The sequence below is a fragment of the Chitinophaga sp. RAB17 genome, from assembly GCF_052114225.1.
In the GTDB taxonomy this organism is placed as follows: domain Bacteria; phylum Bacteroidota; class Bacteroidia; order Chitinophagales; family Chitinophagaceae; genus Chitinophaga.
Window position 1 is genome coordinate 94,574 of sequence record NZ_JBFREI010000016.1, and the last position, 18,020, is coordinate 112,593.

The window sequence follows — 18,020 nt, forward strand, 5'->3', positions numbered from 1 at the left end:
CTAAAGTCCGCGTGCTGCGGTGATTGGGTAAAGTTTTCCATAGGAAAATGTTAAGATTACAAAAAAGGATACGGGTATCATCAGTTGATCCTAAAAAACCTCGAAATGTTCACATGACTCAATAGAACAAATCTACTTACCGAAAGTAGATAAACTATTCTTGCGTGGTTGTCACTGTTTATTCAATATCCGTGTAGTATTTACACTACATGAAAAGAGTTGCAGGGCATCCTATACCGGAAGTTTTGCAATTTTCTCTACTCATATACTTATCCGATACTTATCTGAGGAAGCGATGGGCCGGAACGGTTTGGTAAAAAAAAACTACACCCACTGTCATATATATACGAAGAAAAAAATGTTAATTTAGCGTCGACAAATAACTATGCCTGCCCGATCCCTAACTTGGAATAGAAATGAAGAATGTACTAATAGCAGATGATCACGCCATAGTAAGACTTGGTATGAAACAAATTATCTGCTCGCTGCCCGGAGCCATGTCTGTTGCTGAAGCTAAAACATTTGATGACGCCATTTCTCTTATTGAAGCCAACACCTTCGACCTGTTGATATTGGACATTAATATGCCTGGTGGAAACAACCTTCAAATGATTTATGCGGTAAAACTACGGCAACCCGATATCAGGATCCTGGTTTTCTCTGCGTACGATGAAATACTATATGCTCTTAACTACCTCAAGGCAGGTGCAGATGGCTATATCGAAAAAAATTCCCCGGATGAGGAATTCAGAACGGCCATCAATGCCGTATTGATGGGTGAAAAGTATATCAGTAAGGCTGTCCGGGACCAGTTGATAGGCAAATTTACCGGGCAACGGGAGCAACACAGCAACCCTTTCGCGGTACTTTCTCCCCGGGAAATTGAAGTCATGAACCTGCTTACAAAAGGGCATTCCCTGATAAAAATTGCGGAAACACTTCATTTGCAGTTAACAACCGTCAGCACCTACAAAACGCGGATCTTCGAAAAAGTAGGCGTAAAAAATATGATCGCCTTAATGGAAAAAGCGCAGATGTACCAGGTAACTAGCCACCATTAAGATGGAGTTGCAGAGATACCCTGGTACCTCCATCAATGCCCGGATAAGTTAACAGCTTACCGTTTATCACTGTCAGCAATTCCATTACAAGGATCAGCCCAATCCCGCCACTCCCGGAATGCCCGGGATCTTCATTGCTCATGTGATTGATCCAGTCTCTTACTGCCGGTGGCATGCCTGTGYCGGTATCCACCAAATGTACGGTCAATACGCGGTCATCTCTTTCAGCGGTTAATTTCACATATCCCCTGGCAGTATATTTTACGGCATTGTCTAACAGGTTATGCAACACCACTGCCAGTAACAGCTTGTTTACCATTACCGTCATTCCTGGCGAAATATTATTGATGATCTGTATGTTCTTTGACGTGGATACCGGCCTGAAGATTTCCATTTTCTCTTCCATTAACTGGTAAATATCCACGGTCTCTTCCGAAAATTCACCCGTCAGGAAAGAGGTCCGCATGTAATGTATCAGGTTATCTACCAGGTGATGCATACGGTAAAGACTATCATATGTCACTGTTTTTATTTCCTTCTCCTGTAGCACACCGGACAATGGTTCATCTTTATTCACCCTGAGCAAAAACCTCAGCGGCGTTTTAATATCATGGGTGATGGCTGCCAGCAAACGTTCGTGCATAAAACTTTGTTTACGCAATTGCTTGTCTGACTCACTGAGTATAGTCATTGTTTCTTCCAGCTCCCGGGTACGGCTCGTTACCTTTAATTCCAATTGCCTGTTCTTCTCCCGGATATGCCTGATGCGTATTTTGTAGAATAGCACCACCAGGCAGATTAACAGGATGAATATCGCCAGCCTGAACCACCCTCTTTCATAAAAAGCCTGCTGTATATGAATGGCGATTACCTTTTCAATATATTGATCTCTCCCAAATCCTTTCAGCTTGCGGATATGGATGCGATATTCCCCTGATGGTAACGAGGTAAAAGTAATTGTTCTGTCACTACTCATCGGCAGCCATATCAGTTGTTCTTCCCCCTGGTCTTCTTTTTCCAGGGAATAATAAAACTGCAGGTTCCGGGAATCACCGAAATAGGGTGAACTGACATGTACCCGGAAGGTTTGAAAATTATTCGGCAGATCGAAACGCTCTCCTGGCGCCGTCAATTTCAGGTTATGCTCCGCCCAGTCTAAATAAATTCCTTTATCCGGTATCTCCATGTGGATGGAAGATGGGTCAAACTGCACCAGGCCATCGATCGATGGTAACGAAATGTCACCATTATCAAATTGAAAAGCACAGGGCTCACAACCGCCATTAAACTCGTTTGTATTAAACCCCTGGTCCTTCCCGAAATAATAATAAAATAAATCACGCTGCTTTCCTTCAGCGAAATCGAGGGCATCCTGCCGCCGGATCCTGAATAATCCTTTATTGGTAGTTAGCCAGAAATAACCATCCTCATCTTCCGTGATACAATGGGTGGTAGACATATACCGCTGCCGGTCCTGTGGCAGGGCCACCAGTTTTTCATTCCGGTAAAGAAAAACGCCCAGGTTATAAGTAGTGATCCAAACTTCTCCTTCCTTAGGGATATAAATACTTCTTACAGCTCCCCGTTCCAGGCCTTTGATGGTATCTGTACGCCCTGATGGCAAATGTACCCGGTATAGTCCATTACCGGTACCTATCCACAAAAGCCCTGGTTTCCCTTCTTTTATATAGGTCACATCTCCAACAGCGGCCGGGAGAAACTTTAATCCCTGTTCCGGCTCATCTGTTTTCATATAGTATAGTCCGGGCCATTTCCCGCCTACCCATAAAATTCCATCCCGGTCGGTATATGCCTGCCCGATAAGGAATGGTAATTCAATTTTGCGCAATACCTGGCTAAAGTCCGGTGATACACAAACCAATGTCAGTCCTAATCTCCCCCAATACTTTCCCTGTTTATCCCGGGTAAGGGAATATTTCTCCAGCACACCTTCCTTATTGAAGGACAATGGCAGCCAACTGTATTTTCCGTTCCGGGAAAAGACGAGCCCGGAAGTTGTTACTACCGCATTTCCGGGGAAAGGAGCCTGTGCGTAAAAAACTTCCGCACCGGAAGTATTCGTTTTGCGCACCGCGAATTGTTGCCGGGTACAGATATAGAGCCCCTTCGTGGAACTTCCCAGGAAAACCTTGTTGTTAAGCTGATTATAATAGATCGAAGTAATATAGTTTTGGTGAAAATCAAAACCCCTCAGCACCATCGAACTGTGCATACCTCCACCCGGCCCCGGTTGTAATTGATAACAGTTGTTATCTGTATAAACAAAAACCTGGTGCGTTGCCAGGTTCCAGTACAATTCCATCTCACATTTGCCAAAGGAGGGATCAGATAACAGATCCCCGGTAAGCGATACTTTTACCTGCCGGTCTTTCTCCCACCCTATTATGCTTCCATCTTTTTTTAAATAAAAAAGATGATTACTGAAAACAAACAAATGTAACAGGTCGAGCTGAGGCTGTATGATGCGGTATGCTACCTTTTCCTGCTTTACAAAAGAGATGGTATCATGCGCTACTTCAAAATAACTGTCCGTTTCCCCCGGCATTACAACAGGTCGTTCTTTGGCAAAATGTGCTGCATAATCATCGGGCCACCCCCGGATGGGATAAAACTCATTCCTGTTATCCTTGTATTGCTGATACTTATATCCCAACAGCTCGTTTCCTATATGTTTTACTGTACTTTCCGTCACCGTTAATATCTGCCCGATATCCGTTTCTACAGCGATGGCGGTGTCATTTGGATAAACCCTGGCCATCCGGCTGCTTTTCAAACCTGGCAGGTTATCACTGTTGAAATTGAGAAAATAATTGCCATCGAACCTTGTTAACCCGTTTTCCGTGGCCAGCCACAAAAAACCGTTCTTATCGGGCACGATACCTTTGATACTGTTTTGTGGCAGACCATCTTCATCAGTAAAACGTTTTATAAAATAATGCGCTGTTGTGTCCATTGAAACAACGGGCACTGCTGGCATAAGATGCAATAAAGATAGGTGGAGACAAAAAATAAGGTTCATCTTGAGAATAAAAGCAGTAACAACATGACAATACAGCATCACAACAATACAACATCCCCTGTAATATTTTCTTTATTACGCACGGTGAAGATATAAAATATTCTTATTTTGTTTGGAAAGTAGTCTATTCATAATGGCGTGTATTGTTAAATATTGCCGTATATGCGCCTCTTCATAGCGTATATACGTTGACTGCTATTATGAAAACCCACATCAATAAAATAACATAACAACCAAAATAATACCAATGAAACAAAAAAAACTAACAGAATTAACAGACCAGGAATTGTTACAGGAAGCAAAAAAAGTGAAATCAACCGCTATAATTAATGCTGTATTAATTGGCTTTTTAATAGGAATTGTATTTTTCAGTGTTATGAAAAACAGCTTAGGTTTTCTTACATTAATCCCTTTATTTTTTGTATATAAATTGATTAATAATTCAAGGCATAAAAATAAAGAATTAGATAATCTTTTAAAAGAACGAAAATTGAAATAAATAAATCTTTGTAATCAACGTGAAAGTTTTAATTAATTAAAATTAAAAGACGATGGGCTACGAAATATTATTTATCCAGGGTGCAGGGAACGTAACAACAGAAGAGGAACAGGTAATTGTAGACGCACTAAGGGCTAACCTGGGCAATGAGTTTACAATTATATACCCACCCATGCCGGATGCTGACTACCCTACTTATGTGTCCTGGAATGAAGTCCTAACAACTAATCTCAAAAAATTATCGGGTAAAGTTATTCTCCTCGGTCATTCCCTGGGAGCTTCTATTATATTAAAGCATTTTTCCAGTGCGCCCGTTCCTGATAAAGTAATAGGAATGATTTTATTCGGCGCGCCCTATTGGAAAGATCAGCATTGGGATGTGTCAGAATATGTGATAGCGGATAATTTCGCAGCTAACCTCAGCAAACTGAAGAATATCTATTTTTACTACTCTCTTGATGATGAAGTAATTCCTTACACACATCTGGAATCCTACCAGAAACTACTTCCACAGGCCAACTGGAGGATCATCTCAGGTGTGGACCACTCTTATCATGGCGCAATAAATGATATGATTAAAGATGTACAGGAACTGGCATCTCCATCTTTGTAGAGAATGATACTTGCTGAAGTAGCCGCTATTGCTCCTTTTATAGCAGGAAATGTATAAAACATCCTGTAAAGGTTACGGCTTATAAAATACAATAAGATATTACCCGAGCTGCTCGCTTAACCCAACCATAATGCCTTCGGGGCCGCGGACATAGGCGAGTCGATAGCTATCCTCATATTGCACCACTTCACCCACCAGTTCAGCGCCGTGAGCAAGCAGGCGCGACACCACTTCATCAATATCATCAACGGCTAACATGATACGGCGAATTCCGAGTTCGTTCACCTGAGCCTTCTCCGGGCCGGTTCTGATGGCGTCCGGCGTGTGGTACTTGTCCAACTCGATTCTTCCGTGACCATCAGGAGTGCGCATAAAGGACAGCGTAGCACGAACGTTCTGAAGACCAACGAGGCGATCCACGGAAGGGCCCTCCACAATCGTTTCGCCTTCTAATTCAAATCCAAGGTCAAGAAAGAAGGCTTTTACCGCTTCGAGGTCATCGACAACGATAAGGACGTTGTCCATTCTGAGCAATTTACTTTTTGTCATAGTTCTAAATTATCATTTATTATCCATTCCATTGTTGAATAAGTTCTCTCCTACTATCTATTTATGGATATATCATCAAAGATAGTCGGATATGGAATAGGACAAGCAGTGTGTTTACGACAAGATGTGTGGGTATTTGAGACAATTGGACGGGAAATTTTTCCTGAGTAGTATATGACCCTCGAATTAGTTTAGGATGCAATCTCCCCCTTAGATTGATGTTTTCACCGCAGGTAACTTCGAAAAGTGCTGGGTACATTTGTGACACAATCAATTCATTATGCAAAATGTTTACACGAAACCGCCTTTGCTTATCATTTAAAAGCCACAAGTATCTTTTTTCATTTATTTATTTTTGATGCGCTCTCCATCAGGCGCTGCAGCAGGTTTTTGTCTTTTGTAATAATGCGTATAGTTCCATTCATTTCCGGCGTAAATGCTATTCGCCGTTGATAGCTGGTAACCAGGCTATCGCCAAGCTGCACATACACCCTGTATTGAGGCGGTTGATCTGATTCCGGGCGGCTGTTGGTCTGTGCTGTCGATGAAATAAAAACCACTTTTCCTTCCAGGTATCCATATTCGTTATACGGGAATTGGTCCAACAGGATATGCGCCTGCTGCCCTTTATTGATCTTGCCAAAATTAGCGGAAGGAAACAAAGCGGATGCGATGAAGGAAAACTTTTCGGGTGTGATCATATACACATTCTCGCCTGATGCCAGCACATCATTGGCCTGCACAGACCTCAGCTCGTGTACGAGCCCCTTATAAGGAGCAACAAGCAGGTATTTCAGCTTCCAGCCCTGGATAAAGTTCTGCAGGTTTCGGGTCTGCTCTTCGATGTCCAGCAACAGCGCCTGTTCCTTTTCTGCACGTTCATATGTCACCTCCGCTAAAAGTTTCCTGTTTTCATTTTCAGAGATAGCAGATTGCAGTTTTGCTGACCGCTGATTCTGCCATTCCTTCTTTTTTAGTGTATATTGATCCAATGCTTCCAGGTATTCCTTTTTTGAGATCACTTTATCATCAAATAAAGACTTATAGGCGGCAAGCATATCTTCTCCTCTCTTCAGCTCTTCATTTGTCAAAGATTTGCTCTGGTCTGCAATAGATGCCAGATCCCTGTAGTTACTCTTTTGTGATTGCAATACACCGATGCGCTTTGAATAGATGGCCTGATCTTTCAGTAAAAGCAAAGCACTGGTGCTTTCAATAAGTTTATTATAATGATCCTGGGCATCTCCTAATGATACCAGTTCATGTGCTCTGAAATCTGCCAATGCGTGAAAATCTTTTTGATTCAGTGCAAGACGTATTCTGTTACAAAGGCTGTCCAGCTGGCGGATGTTACTTAAACCTGTATTATTTTCCATTTCCGCTAATATCTGTCCATCGCTTACAAGGTCCCCCTCTTTTCCGGTTACCTGCAAAATACGCCCGCCCGCCAAAGCCTTAATTTTTACCGGCAGTGGTGCTGTCGTGATCAATGCTTTTCCTTCCAGCGTATCCGGGTACTTTATAAAAGCAGCAATGGCGAACAACAATATCAGGATCAGCAGAAAGGACAGTATGCCCCAACGCATGATCCAGGAAGGTGTACGCGCCAGGATATCTTCAAATTCGGGTGAAGTGTCGCCGGATCTGATATGACGCGTTATTTCGGTGGGCATTATCCTTTCCGGCTTTGTGATTTGCCCCGCATCATTTGTAGTATTTATTGGTTCCTGCATGCTATTATCCTCCCAACTCCAATTGATTTTTTACAAGATGGTAATAATACCCTTTACTCAGGCTAAGCTCGTAGTGTCCGCCCTGCTCAACAAGGCATCCATTGTCCAGCACAATAATATTGTCTGCGTTCATTACCGTACTTAATCTGTGTGCTATAACGACCACCGTTTTATTTCTGCAGAAGGCGTCCAGTTTTTCCATGATCTCCCGTTCGTTGTTTGCGTCCAATGCTGACGTAGCCTCATCAAAGAATAGTATTTCCGGGTTCTTATAAACGGCCCTGGCAATTAAAATACGCTGTTTCTGCCCGGTACTGATACCCATGCCCTCCTGTCCTATTTTGGTGTCGTATTTCAATGGGAGGGCATCTATAAAATAACTGATATTGGCAGTATCGCAGGCTTTCTTCAAACGGGTATAGTCCGGAAGATCATCGCCCACTGCGATATTGCCGGTAATCGTATCGTTAAAAATAAATCCCTCCTGCATTACCACGCCGCAAAGTTTTCTCCATTCATGCAAATCTGTTTTATGCAACATCTCCTGACCTACCCGGATGCTTCCTTTCTGAGGATCATAAAACCGCATCAGGAGCTTTAACAACGTAGTTTTCCCACTACCGCTGGCTCCCACAATGGCCGTTACTTTTCCCGCGGGGATGGTCAGCGTAATATCGCGCAGTACAGGGGCCATCATTCCATTGTAGGAAAAGCTCACATTCCTGAGATCGATCGTATGATCTTCGGGAACAGCCAAAGGCAGAGGCATTCCTGCTGCTTCCATAGGTACTTCATCTTCTTCTGTATAGGTCTCCATTAGCCTGTCCAGACTGATGCGCGCATCCTGCCACTCCTTGATTATTGAAACCAGCTGCAATACAGGGCTATTCAACTGGCCGATGATATATGACACTGCCAGCATGGTACCCAGCGTAACCTGCCCGTCTATCACCAGTTTGGCGGCATAGAAACTGATCAATATGTTCTTGGTTTCATTAATGATCCGCGCGCCAATACTCTGCGCCTGCTCCAGCCGCAGTGCACTGATGCTTACATGGTATAATTTGATTTGTATGCGTTCCCAGCTCCAGCGCTTCGGCAACTCTGCGTTGTATAACTTTATCTCCTGCATACCACTTACCAGCTCATATATCTTGCTGTTGTTCTCGCTGGCGTAGTGAAAACGTTTATAGTCCAACCTGGACCGTTGCTTTAGAAAGAATAGTATCCAGGTAACATACAGCACACTGCTGGCAAGAAAGATCAGCAAAAGCCAGGCGTTATAGTAGGACAGCACCAGACTATAGGCCAACAGGGTAAAAATAGAAAATACGGCACTCATTGACGACCTGGTAAGGAAATTCTGTATACGCTCATGATCGTTGATCCGTTGGAGCAGGTCGCCCTTAATTCTGCTGTCGAAATAACGGATAGGCAGGCGCATCAACTTGCTGAAGAAATCTGACACCAGCGATATATTGATACGGCCACTCATGAATAGTAGCATCCAGCTGCGCATCAGCTCCAGGAATAGCTGGCCAAGTGTGAGCATCAACTGGGCGATCAATACCAGCCAGATAAAGTTCAGGTCCTTCTTGTACACGCCTGTATCTACAATGTTCTGCGTTAAAAAAGGCACCACCAGTTGCAGCAGGGTGCCCAACAGCAAGCTTGCCAGCACCTGCAGCATCAGCTTATGATAGGGCCTGAGATAATGCAACAAAAAGGGCCTTACACCGATCTTCCCGCTCTCTTCCTCAGCAGATGCTGTGTTATAGAACACAGGCGTAGGCTCCAGCACCATTACAATACCTTGTGCTGCTTCCTGCCTGGTATCACCGCCCAGCCAATACTTTACAAACTCCGTAGTGGAATACGTAATCAGGCCCTTTGCGGGGTCCGATATATACACTTTCTTTGAGGTAACTTTATAAACCACTACGAAGTGATGCTGCTGCCAATGCAGGATCAGCGGAAGCGGCGCTTCATCTTTTAATTTCTCAAAATTGATGCGTGCTGCCATGGTACGGAACCCATTCTCTTCAGCAGCCCTGGTCAACCCTTTCAGTGAAGCTCCGTCCCGGCTTGTGTCACTGCTTTCCCTCAATTGCTTTAACGGCAGCCGTCGTCCGTAGTAACGGGCAATGATCCTTAAACAGGTGGCGCCACAGTCCATTGAATGGCGCTGTCGTTCATGTGGAAATCTGCTCATGGCCGGATAGCTTCTCTTAGTTCGTAATGATCAATAGCTTTTTGTTTCAGCGGATTTGTTGCCCAATTACTCCAGGTAGCGGAGTAAGGATTATAACCACATTTCAGCGGCTTGCTGTATATATCTGCCGGCTCTTCCAGATAGGCCCTGCAATCAGTACATACATGCCGGAACTCGCAGTCCCGGCATTGTTTCACCATTTCCTTGTGAATGCCCCATAGGTGCCGGAACCCCTCATCATTGACCACCTGCTTTAATGGGGTATCTGCGATGTTGCCGTAGTGCTGTTGCATAGAAGGACAATTTTTAATGAACCCCCGTTTGTCTATCGCGATCTTCTTCCACAGGCAGGTATTATGTTGCTGCGATTCAAGAAAATGTTTCTGATTAGCTGCGAAGTAAGCAGGCCCGATAATTCCACAATGCTTTTCACTGCTGATCTCTTCTTCTGTCTGGCTGATATAAATCTGATCACCAACGAACAGGTCCATCTTTCTCCGGGGGGCGTTATAACAAACAATTCCACCAATACGCTGATTATAGAAGAAGTAGTCCGTAAGTGTTTGGTTATTTTCGTAGCTATGGTCAAAAGGAACGATAAACTCAATGTTCCGGCAGGCGGTTTCCTCCGTGGTCATCGCCAGCGAGATCAACTCATCGGCATTCATACGGCTGAATGCCCTGATCTGTACGGACAAACATCCCAGGTCAATGAGCTGGGGAATAATGGAAGTTGCCGGAACCGGGGATGCTTTATCTATGTCAATGATTGCATTTTGTATGATCCCGGGGGAATCGATATCAGGAGAGCATCTTATAAAACGTTCTGCATCTGCTGCATGATCACTTAAAAAAATAAATTCTCCTGCTATCATAAATGCAAAGAACTCGTCCAATGCCTGTTTATTTTCGGGTCCGTATTCATCATATATAGCCTGGATCTGCCAGCCATGATAGTTATCTATCAGGTCAGAGAAACTACGGGGCACCAGGTAGTAGGCCCCGCGTTGCAGATCACAGAGAAGGGCCCTTTTTGCCCCGGCAGTAATGCTGCACGATGCCAGCCGTATCATGTACTTACGGGCAGTGCTTTCAGGATCGTTCATAGGCGGTGTTTATAATTCTTGAAACGGATTTATATAGCGGGGCTACCTTCAGCAACTCCAGGTGATATTGATGATAGGGCGCATACTTGAAGAAATTGGTATTATTACCATCTTTCCCGACAAGCAAGGAAATAGTTTTACCATAAAAAGGAGGATACTGCTCCCGGAAATGGCCATCAAAGATCTCTTTCAACGTGCTCATATGTGGCAGAAATTGTTGTTAAGTAAGTAGCGACCTCCCGCTCCAGTTGATAGCTGCAGCTGGCGCTCATATTTCCAAATTGCCCCACCGGATTTACTTCAAGAAATACAAAGCTGTCGTCAGGAGTCACCAGTATATCGATGGAGCCTGTATTTAAATCCAGCTGTTTCATTAATACACCGATCATATCCCCGATAGCTGATGGGAGCTGATAAGGAACATTCCGGTTGGGTTTCTGATAATTGTAATGCCGCATATCTATACGTGTCAGCGGGTCTTGCTGACTTAGAATGGCCATTGTATAGCACCTGCCATTGATATAAAAAATACGCAGTTCATACTTTTTTTCTACGTATGCCACAAACAGGCCGGGCATAAACCGTTCGGGCAATTGTTCAATATCATCGACTGTAAAGAGTGCATTATACTGTCTGTACGATATGTTTCCTTCATTAAAAAAACTAACATCACTGACGGGCTTTGTCAATATTTTTCCATGTTTAATGGCAAATGTCCTCACCGCGTTCCGCTGGGTAAAAATGCCAAATTCAGGCACCAGCAAACCTATGTCCCTGGCGGCATCCATCACCAGCAGGCGATTCATCCTTCTATTGCCATTGCCGCTCAGATTGGGTATTTTCCCCAACCGGGTATTGAGCAGCTCCACGATAAATCGGAGCTCGGCCCCCAGCTGTGTGGAAATAGCATCCGGCACATCGCTGTGCTGCCACGTTTCGGAAAAAGCGAAGGCTCCCCTGCGGTACCAGTATGCCTTTATATCGCTGAAGTGCAGTGTCTTGTTTCCTTTAAAATAAAGAACGATTTTATCGTTCTCAATAAAGATATTTTCGATAACATCTTTATCGCTGACCAGCATCACGGTATGCCCCATTTCCTCTATCCAGCGGATAACTGATAAAGTGGTGGCATCGCCTTCTCCGGAAAGTATTAATATCATAACCTGCAATAAAAAAAGGAACGTGGGTTAAATACCTGCCGAAGGGATTGGAATCCCTCCGGCAGGCGTGTAATGCGTTAATTATGATCCGTAGACATAAAGTTTACGTCATTGCCTCCGGAATCCACCCCCTGCGATCCTTCCAGTGTTCGCCCTTCGAGTGCAGTAATACGAAAATAGGTGATAGTACCATAGTAGTTACGCACAGTGTAACGATAATCTCCTCCTGATACTTGTGCTAATTCATGGTCTTCCAACCCCTGATTAAAAGTTGAGAATTTTTCCAGTGTTTTCATGTGTTTGGATTTGAGTGATTAAATAATAGGGCGCCCTCTGCGTAGGCAAGGTGCCTGGTTAACAATTTTTTTTTACATTTGTCTATGTGCCTTTTCTATAGAAATGCTGCACGGTGGTATCATGATCTCACGTAAAATAAATAGTTAGGATAACTATAAAGGAAGATTATAAACATTCGTTGCACTATTTTATATATTTGTTTTATACAAAAGAAAATATAATGTACCCCGCGTTATGAAAACAATAGTGATTGTTGAAGATGAAGCTAATATCAGGAACGACCTTCTTTTATTGCTCCGGCAATACAAAGATATTGAGATAGCCGGGGCTGCAGATACGGTGCAGAGGGCATTGGGTATGGTGCAAAAAAAGATGCCCGATGTCCTGCTGTTGGATATTCAGCTCGGTGGGCAAACCGCATTTGACCTGTTAAATGAGCTGGAACATCCTTTCCCTCATCTTATTTTTATTACGGGCTACGATCAATATGCTATTAAAGCCATCAAATACGGGGCGCTGGATTATCTTTTAAAGCCGGTAAACGAGCAGGAATTAATAGCAGCAATCACCAAAGCTACTGTCCAGCCTTCATCAAAAGAGATCCGGAAGTCTTTACAGGTGGCCCAGGCATCTCTTAAAATGGATCATGCCCCAACAGAAATTGTTTTACGGACCCAGCAAACCATTGATATCGTTCCATTCAAAGACATCCTGTTTTGTAGTAGCAGCGGGTGCTATACCACCTTCCACTTACAGAACAGGAAACTGATTGTGGTAAGCAAGCCTATGAAAATATATGAAGAGCTACTACCGGAAGGTAGCTTCCTGAAACCACATCAGTCCTACCTGGTGAACCGTTCTTTCATAAAAGGCTATCATCGCGATGGCTATCTGCTCTTACACAGTGGTGATCAGGTCCCTGTATCCGTAAGAAAAAGAGAGCAGGTGATGAGCCATTTTAACAGATAAAAACTTCGTCCATGTCACATCACCCAACCCCATTCATGAAACATCTGCCGGGAACGATATTATGCGGTCTGTGCTTACTGTTACATGCGGCCTGCCACCAAACTCCTGCCGGGCCTTCAGATAAGCAGCTCAAAGCAAAAGAAGACAGCTTTAACACTTATTCCAACAACCGCTTCAATATATTCCTCGCCAACCAGGACATGGAAAAGGCCAGGCTGTTTATGGACAGCATCACACCAGTGATGGAAAGCTTCGGGACCCTTCGCATGCAGGTACAGGCATTGACAACAAAGGGCTCCTTCTACAAAGCTTCCGGTAACCTCGACAGTGCCATGTATTTTTACAACAAAGCGCTGGAACTGGCGTCAAAGAAAGATACCAGCAGAAAACTGATTATATCCGCAACTTTTGGCATAGGGGAAGTTTACCAGAGACGGAAAAACTATGCAGAAGCCCTCAGCCGGATCAGGGCCGCTTATGAGTTCCGTCGCGAACATGATACTATCAACCTCGGTTATACAACTTATCGCCTGGCAGAACTGTACGGCGATATGGGAGAAGGGGAACTGCAAAAAAAATATCTCCTGGAAGCATTCGAACAAACACATGACCCCAGATTAAAACGGGTACTGGCCAATAATCTGAAAAATTACTACACGTACAGAGGTAACAATGACTCTGCGCTATACTACGTTGATAAATACATCATGCCGGATACAAGCCTCTATCATCCTATGTATACCGCCGGCAAATATGAAATGAGGAGTACCCTCCTGCGGCAACAAGGCAAATATGAAGAGGCCCTCAAAAATATCTTCACCGCTATGGACATTCAGCGGCAGGCGAAAAGATTCCCTCCTGTAACTTATTATAATGTAGCGAACATCTATATAGAGATGAAGAATTATCCCAAAGCGCTGGTATATATCGATAGCTGTATAGATATCCTGAACGCAAAGAAGCAGGATACTACATTGTCTACTTCTAACGATATAGCAACATCTGCCTGGGAACAAAAAGCCGGCATCCATTACATGCTGAGGCAATATAAAAAGGCCAGCGAAGCATATTACGAATCGCTGGGCTTTCTGAAATCCTATAACGATTCTGCTTACGCCGAACGGGTAAGAGAACTCGAAGATCAATATGGCTTAAAGGCGAGGGATGCCAAAATATCAAACCTGGCGGCCATCAATATGAGCACAAAAAAGATCAACCGTCTACAAAGCATTATCATCGCCGGATTCATTGCATTTGCCCTGTTGTCGGTCATTCTACTGGTCCTGTTCTATAAGCGCCGGCAACTCAGGGAGAAGCTCAGGCAGGCAGAAATGGAACAAAAGCTGCTTCGCAGCCAAATGGAGCCCCACTTTATCTTCAATACCCTGGCCGTATTACAGTCCATGATACGCAATAAAGAAACAGAAAGGTCACTCAGCTACCTCTCTTCCTTTGCCAACCTCCTCAGGGCCAGCCTGGAACATTCACAGGCAGCCTTTGTAGCACTGGAACATGAAGTGGAGGCACTTACCAATTACCTGGACCTACAGGCACTCCGTTTTAAAAACAGCTTTGACTACTCCCTGGCACACCCCGACGATATGGACGACATCTTCATTCCTCCCATGCTGTTACAACCTTTTGTGGAAAATGCCATCCAACACGGCGTACAGGAACTGAACTACCAAGGGAAAATATCCGTTGAAATCAGGAGAGAAGCCGGTATGCTCCATTGCATCATTGAAGACAACGGAAAAGGCGTACAGCAAAACAAACCGTTCACCCCAGGCAGCAAGCCATCGCTATCCACCCACATTAACAGGAAACGTCTTGAAATGCTCAGCCGGCAAACAGGTAAGCGTTTCAGGCTGGAAATAACGGACAAGGCATCCATAAATGGAGGTAAGGGAACGATCGTAAATATCTATTTCCCTTACCTGGAAGAAATTAATTGAAATAACAAACGCCGGATCACTTACATCGTGCAGCCATCGGGCGTTGTAGAGGAATAGGAGTATTTACCATCAATATAGTAATCCTCCGTGATCCAGGTGCCATTGGCGGTAACTTCCGAGCTAAACTTGATCATCGTGTACCCCTGGCCACCCTGGGCGACAGTCATTTCCTCCTGGCTCAATTGCTCATTGAACACAGAAAACCTTTCCAGTGTTTTAACATTCTCGTTTCGCATATTATTTTTCCACTCCTGATTTGGTAAAGAAGTGGCTCCTGGTACAAGATTATGTTGATCATCTCTATAAAAGAAAAATAAATAATATCCGTAGCGGTTTTTTAAATATTTGTAGAAAACGTATAATTTATTTGCGTTTTCCCAATGATACAGAAATCGAACTTTCTTCTCAATGGCTTCAAATATTTATATATTTTCCAAGTCAATATTTCAACAATCACTACCCTTGTGCGCGTTAAATCCTATCATATCACGGTGTCCGGACACAGGGCTAAGTAGCTGTTTAAGATAATCGAAGATCAGTCTTATGTCTTCACTGTGGTTACTAACTTTATTCTCAAGCTGCTCCAGCTTCAGTAAAATGTCCTTATGTGTTGAAATCATCTCCCTCATCCGATGAAATATCCGTATTATCTGGATATTTACAGCTATAGCCCTCTCACTGTTGAGAACGCAGGAAAGCATAGTCACGCCTTGCTCACTAAAGCAAAAAGGTGCATAGCGAAGTCCCTTAAACTCCTGCTTAGAGGACGCAAATTGCGTCCTCCAATTCTCAAACTCTTCTTTGTCCATTTCAAACATAAAGTCGGCTGGAAATCGGCTTATATTTCTTCTTACTGCTTCTTTCAACCTTTTAGTTTCAACACCATAAAGTTCAGCGAGGTCGCGGTCTAACATAATTTTCTGTCCTCTGATAAAATAGATTTTATCCATTATTATTTCGTCTGGAACTGAAGCTTGCTTGATACTTTTAGACATAAATAATATTTCTATTAAGAATAGATTTTTCGTGGAGCAAAACTAGTCGTTTGCATAAACTACATGCTTTATTGCTTGATAATTTTATTGTATTAACAAATAATTGGTAAGAAACCCCAAAAAACATCAGACAGAGGAACTCTAAGAGCGAACAACTAAGAAATCAGCTCTATGGTACTCGAATATACCTGCAGATCCTAATGCATGATTAACGTCATAACCGGCCAACATCACGGCTTCGGACGTTATTCGTTTCTAAAAGCGCCCTCTAATGCTACTGCAAAAGTGTGTCTCTCCCAAATCCGCATACAAGGATTTCCGGATACTATTACTTACCTGCCCGAATAATATCCAATGTATATTGGATCTCCGGATCTTTGCCGGCACGGATATATTGCTCAAACGCTTCAAAAGTCAGCGCCTTGTCGGGCTGACACCCACGCCCGTTATCCTGCTTAGCTTTCATAAAATACACTTCGCTCATCGGAACGGTCAACTTACTTTTCGTTTTAGGAAGTATATAGGTGTTGAACCATGCCGCTGTAGTGGATGCTTCGCCGCTACCGGTTTCGGTGCCTACCAGCACTCCACGCTTGTTGTTCTTCACCAGCGCAGCAAAGTAGGTAGCCGCGCTTACTGTGCCGCCGCTGATCAGCACATACACGTCACCTTTAAAGTTATTCTTATCAGGTGGATAGTTGGAAATGGAGCCTTCCGTCAGGCGTGCATTGCCATAGTAAAACCCTGCCGCGCTGTCGTAGTCGAACCGTTGTTTCAGGAAGTTCTCGGTCTGCTTTACTTCCGCTTCTCCCATTTTGGTGCCGTAACCATTTAACAGGTTTTCGGGATCATGCATCTGTATGTTCTTTGTCCGGTAATTGAAAACGTTGTCGAACGGACGCAACGCCACAAAGGAATACAGCAACGCAGACATATTCGGGTTGCCTCCGCCGTTCGACCGGATATCTATGATGACGTTGCTGATATTGCGCTTCTTTACTTGTGCGAAAAAATCGCTCAGTTCCTTATACATGGCATTTTCATCCAGCATAAATGTAAGAACGGTCAGGATGGCGGTAGATTCCTTATCCTGGTATTCTTTCGTTACATAGCCACGCTTCAGGAAAGTATTAAAGGGCAGCTCTCCCAGGCTCCGGTTATGGTAACCGGTTTTGGCGTCTACTGCTTTCAGCTGTACGGTAGCGGGGTTTTTAGCGCCCTGCTCTTTATATACTACTTCATAACTGCTGGCTTCCGGAAAAACGAGGCTGATGAACAAACTAAGGCTTGTTGCGGTACGATCGGCGCCCGTTTTGATGAAGCCATCGCTATAAGTGGCGTACCCGATTTCACTGAGCAGCTTTGCAGCAGACATTTTATTAATGCTCAGTATCTCTGCTCCAAAAGGAATGATTTCTCCTTTGGCATTCACAATGATCCTGTCTTTAAAAGTAGTAGTGGCCAGCGGAAAGTGATGAATACCATAAAATGCTTCTACCACCCGCTCCTCATCATAATCCAGTTTCAGATGCACATCATTGAATAGCTGTACGGGAGAATACCGTAAAGCGCTTAACAGCGATGGATCTTTATCCAGCCGGTTCATCAGGGAATCCATTTTACGGTTAAATGTAACAGTGTCCGTGAACTTATAAGGATTCGGATGCTGCTGCTTCAACAGCTCAACGGCGTATTTAAAATCATCTTTCAGATCCTGCCTGGTAAATCCGGTAAAAGGTTGAACCTGGGCCAGGGCAGATGTGGAAAGTAGGGACATAAGTATCCCTGATGCAAAAATTTGCTTCATGCTATTAGTAATTTTAAAAAATAG

General features: G+C 43.8%; 16 protein-coding genes. 5 read left to right on the forward strand and 11 right to left on the reverse strand.

The window, feature by feature from the left end; genetic code table 11:
- The first annotated feature begins 416 nt into the window (after positions 1-416).
- Positions 417-1,061 (forward strand): response regulator, encoded by a 645-nt coding sequence (locus tag AB4Z08_RS32620; protein WP_441577980.1) that lies wholly within the window; start codon positions 417-419, stop codon positions 1,059-1,061.
- Here the strand turns inward: AB4Z08_RS32620 and AB4Z08_RS32625 are convergent.
- A complete protein-coding gene (locus AB4Z08_RS32625; protein ID WP_441577981.1) occupies positions 1,048-4,059 on the reverse strand; it encodes a ligand-binding sensor domain-containing protein in 3,012 nt (1,003 codons plus the stop codon). The two genes, AB4Z08_RS32620 and AB4Z08_RS32625, sit on opposite strands and share 14 nt — an antisense overlap.
- A gap of 289 nt (positions 4,060-4,348) precedes the next feature.
- Here AB4Z08_RS32625 and AB4Z08_RS32630 point away from each other — a divergent pair, with 289 nt between their 5' ends.
- Both AB4Z08_RS32630 and AB4Z08_RS32635 read left to right on the forward strand, forming a co-directional pair.
- Positions 4,349-4,600: a hypothetical protein gene (locus tag AB4Z08_RS32630; protein ID WP_441577982.1), complete on the forward strand. Its 252-nt coding sequence runs from the start codon at positions 4,349-4,351 to the stop codon at positions 4,598-4,600.
- Between the two features lie 52 nt (positions 4,601-4,652).
- Positions 4,653-5,213 carry an alpha/beta hydrolase gene (locus AB4Z08_RS32635; protein WP_441577983.1) on the forward strand — a complete coding sequence of 187 codons (561 nt, stop codon included), beginning with the start codon at positions 4,653-4,655 and terminating at the stop codon, positions 5,211-5,213.
- A gap of 99 nt (positions 5,214-5,312) precedes the next feature.
- Here AB4Z08_RS32635 and AB4Z08_RS32640 read toward each other — a convergent pair whose 3' ends face one another.
- The 7 genes from AB4Z08_RS32640 to AB4Z08_RS32670 all read right to left on the reverse strand — a co-directional run bounded on the left by AB4Z08_RS32640 (position 5,313) and on the right by AB4Z08_RS32670 (position 12,269).
- Positions 5,313-5,762, reverse strand: coding sequence for a VOC family protein (locus AB4Z08_RS32640; protein ID WP_441577984.1), 450 nt, complete (start codon positions 5,760-5,762; stop codon positions 5,313-5,315).
- A 341-nt stretch (positions 5,763-6,103) separates the two neighbouring features.
- On the reverse strand, positions 6,104-7,435 hold the full coding sequence (locus AB4Z08_RS32645; protein WP_441577985.1) for an HlyD family efflux transporter periplasmic adaptor subunit: 1,332 nt from the start codon (positions 7,433-7,435) through the stop codon (positions 6,104-6,106).
- A gap of 64 nt (positions 7,436-7,499) precedes the next feature.
- A complete protein-coding gene (locus tag AB4Z08_RS32650) occupies positions 7,500-9,707 on the reverse strand; it encodes a peptidase domain-containing ABC transporter (protein WP_441577986.1) in 2,208 nt (735 codons plus the stop codon).
- Positions 9,704-10,813, reverse strand: a complete 1,110-nt coding sequence (gene gwsS / locus AB4Z08_RS32655) for a grasp-with-spasm system SPASM domain peptide maturase (protein ID WP_441577987.1) — start codon at positions 10,811-10,813, stop codon at positions 9,704-9,706. The genes AB4Z08_RS32650 and gwsS overlap by 4 nt, the downstream gene beginning before the upstream one ends.
- Complete coding sequence (locus tag AB4Z08_RS32660; protein ID WP_441577988.1) at positions 10,800-11,015, reverse strand: hypothetical protein; 216 nt, start codon at positions 11,013-11,015, stop codon at positions 10,800-10,802. Before AB4Z08_RS32660 ends, gwsS begins: the two co-directional genes overlap by 14 nt.
- Complete coding sequence (gene gwsG, locus AB4Z08_RS32665) at positions 10,990-11,973, reverse strand: grasp-with-spasm system ATP-grasp peptide maturase (RefSeq protein WP_441577989.1); 984 nt, start codon at positions 11,971-11,973, stop codon at positions 10,990-10,992. The genes AB4Z08_RS32660 and gwsG overlap by 26 nt, the downstream gene beginning before the upstream one ends.
- Before the next feature lie 77 nt (positions 11,974-12,050).
- Positions 12,051-12,269: a hypothetical protein gene (locus tag AB4Z08_RS32670; RefSeq protein ID WP_441577990.1), complete on the reverse strand. Its 219-nt coding sequence runs from the start codon at positions 12,267-12,269 to the stop codon at positions 12,051-12,053.
- Between the two features lie 235 nt (positions 12,270-12,504).
- Between AB4Z08_RS32670 and AB4Z08_RS32675 the strand changes: the two genes are divergently transcribed.
- Complete coding sequence (locus tag AB4Z08_RS32675) at positions 12,505-13,239, forward strand: LytR/AlgR family response regulator transcription factor (protein ID WP_441577991.1); 735 nt, start codon at positions 12,505-12,507, stop codon at positions 13,237-13,239.
- An 11-nt stretch (positions 13,240-13,250) separates the two neighbouring features.
- The gene (locus AB4Z08_RS32680; RefSeq protein ID WP_441577992.1) at positions 13,251-15,194 is read left to right on the forward strand and encodes a tetratricopeptide repeat-containing sensor histidine kinase; all 1,944 of its coding nucleotides are present in this window, start codon (positions 13,251-13,253) and stop codon (positions 15,192-15,194) included.
- Positions 15,195-15,214: 20 nt separating this feature from the next.
- On the opposite strand, the gene AB4Z08_RS32685 is transcribed toward AB4Z08_RS32680, so the two are convergent.
- From AB4Z08_RS32685 to AB4Z08_RS32695, 3 genes are all read right to left on the reverse strand, one after another.
- Positions 15,215-15,430, reverse strand: a complete 216-nt coding sequence (locus AB4Z08_RS32685) for a hypothetical protein (RefSeq protein WP_441577993.1) — start codon at positions 15,428-15,430, stop codon at positions 15,215-15,217.
- A 210-nt stretch (positions 15,431-15,640) separates the two neighbouring features.
- Positions 15,641-16,189, reverse strand: a complete 549-nt coding sequence (locus AB4Z08_RS32690; protein WP_441577994.1) for an ORF6N domain-containing protein — start codon at positions 16,187-16,189, stop codon at positions 15,641-15,643.
- 328 nt (positions 16,190-16,517) lie between these two features.
- Positions 16,518-17,996 carry a S41 family peptidase gene (locus AB4Z08_RS32695; protein ID WP_441577995.1) on the reverse strand — a complete coding sequence of 493 codons (1,479 nt, stop codon included), beginning with the start codon at positions 17,994-17,996 and terminating at the stop codon, positions 16,518-16,520.
- Positions 17,997-18,020 lie beyond the last annotated feature (24 nt).

What these genes read in the sequence shown, in the direction of transcription:
- AB4Z08_RS32620 (WP_441577980.1), top strand. Translation starts at nt 417, where the DNA reads ATGAAGAATGTACTAATAGCAGATGATCACGCCATAGTAAGACTTGGT.
- AB4Z08_RS32630 (WP_441577982.1), top strand. Translation starts at nt 4,349, where the DNA reads ATGAAACAAAAAAAACTAACAGAATTAACAGACCAGGAATTGTTACAG.
- AB4Z08_RS32635 (WP_441577983.1), top strand. Translation starts at nt 4,653, where the DNA reads ATGGGCTACGAAATATTATTTATCCAGGGTGCAGGGAACGTAACAACA.
- AB4Z08_RS32640 (WP_441577984.1), bottom strand. Translation starts at nt 5,762, where the DNA reads ATGACAAAAAGTAAATTGCTCAGAATGGACAACGTCCTTATCGTTGTC.
- AB4Z08_RS32645 (WP_441577985.1), bottom strand. Translation starts at nt 7,435, where the DNA reads ATGCCCACCGAAATAACGCGTCATATCAGATCCGGCGACACTTCACCC.
- AB4Z08_RS32650 (WP_441577986.1), bottom strand. Translation starts at nt 9,707, where the DNA reads ATGAGCAGATTTCCACATGAACGACAGCGCCATTCAATGGACTGTGGC.
- gwsS (WP_441577987.1), bottom strand. Translation starts at nt 10,813, where the DNA reads ATGAACGATCCTGAAAGCACTGCCCGTAAGTACATGATACGGCTGGCA.
- AB4Z08_RS32660 (WP_441577988.1), bottom strand. Translation starts at nt 11,015, where the DNA reads ATGAGCACGTTGAAAGAGATCTTTGATGGCCATTTCCGGGAGCAGTAT.
- gwsG (WP_441577989.1), bottom strand. Translation starts at nt 11,973, where the DNA reads ATGATATTAATACTTTCCGGAGAAGGCGATGCCACCACTTTATCAGTT.
- AB4Z08_RS32670 (WP_441577990.1), bottom strand. Translation starts at nt 12,269, where the DNA reads ATGAAAACACTGGAAAAATTCTCAACTTTTAATCAGGGGTTGGAAGAC.
- AB4Z08_RS32675 (WP_441577991.1), top strand. Translation starts at nt 12,505, where the DNA reads ATGAAAACAATAGTGATTGTTGAAGATGAAGCTAATATCAGGAACGAC.
- AB4Z08_RS32680 (WP_441577992.1), top strand. Translation starts at nt 13,251, where the DNA reads ATGTCACATCACCCAACCCCATTCATGAAACATCTGCCGGGAACGATA.
- AB4Z08_RS32685 (WP_441577993.1), bottom strand. Translation starts at nt 15,430, where the DNA reads ATGCGAAACGAGAATGTTAAAACACTGGAAAGGTTTTCTGTGTTCAAT.
- AB4Z08_RS32690 (WP_441577994.1), bottom strand. Translation starts at nt 16,189, where the DNA reads ATGTCTAAAAGTATCAAGCAAGCTTCAGTTCCAGACGAAATAATAATG.
- AB4Z08_RS32695 (WP_441577995.1), bottom strand. Translation starts at nt 17,996, where the DNA reads ATGAAGCAAATTTTTGCATCAGGGATACTTATGTCCCTACTTTCCACA.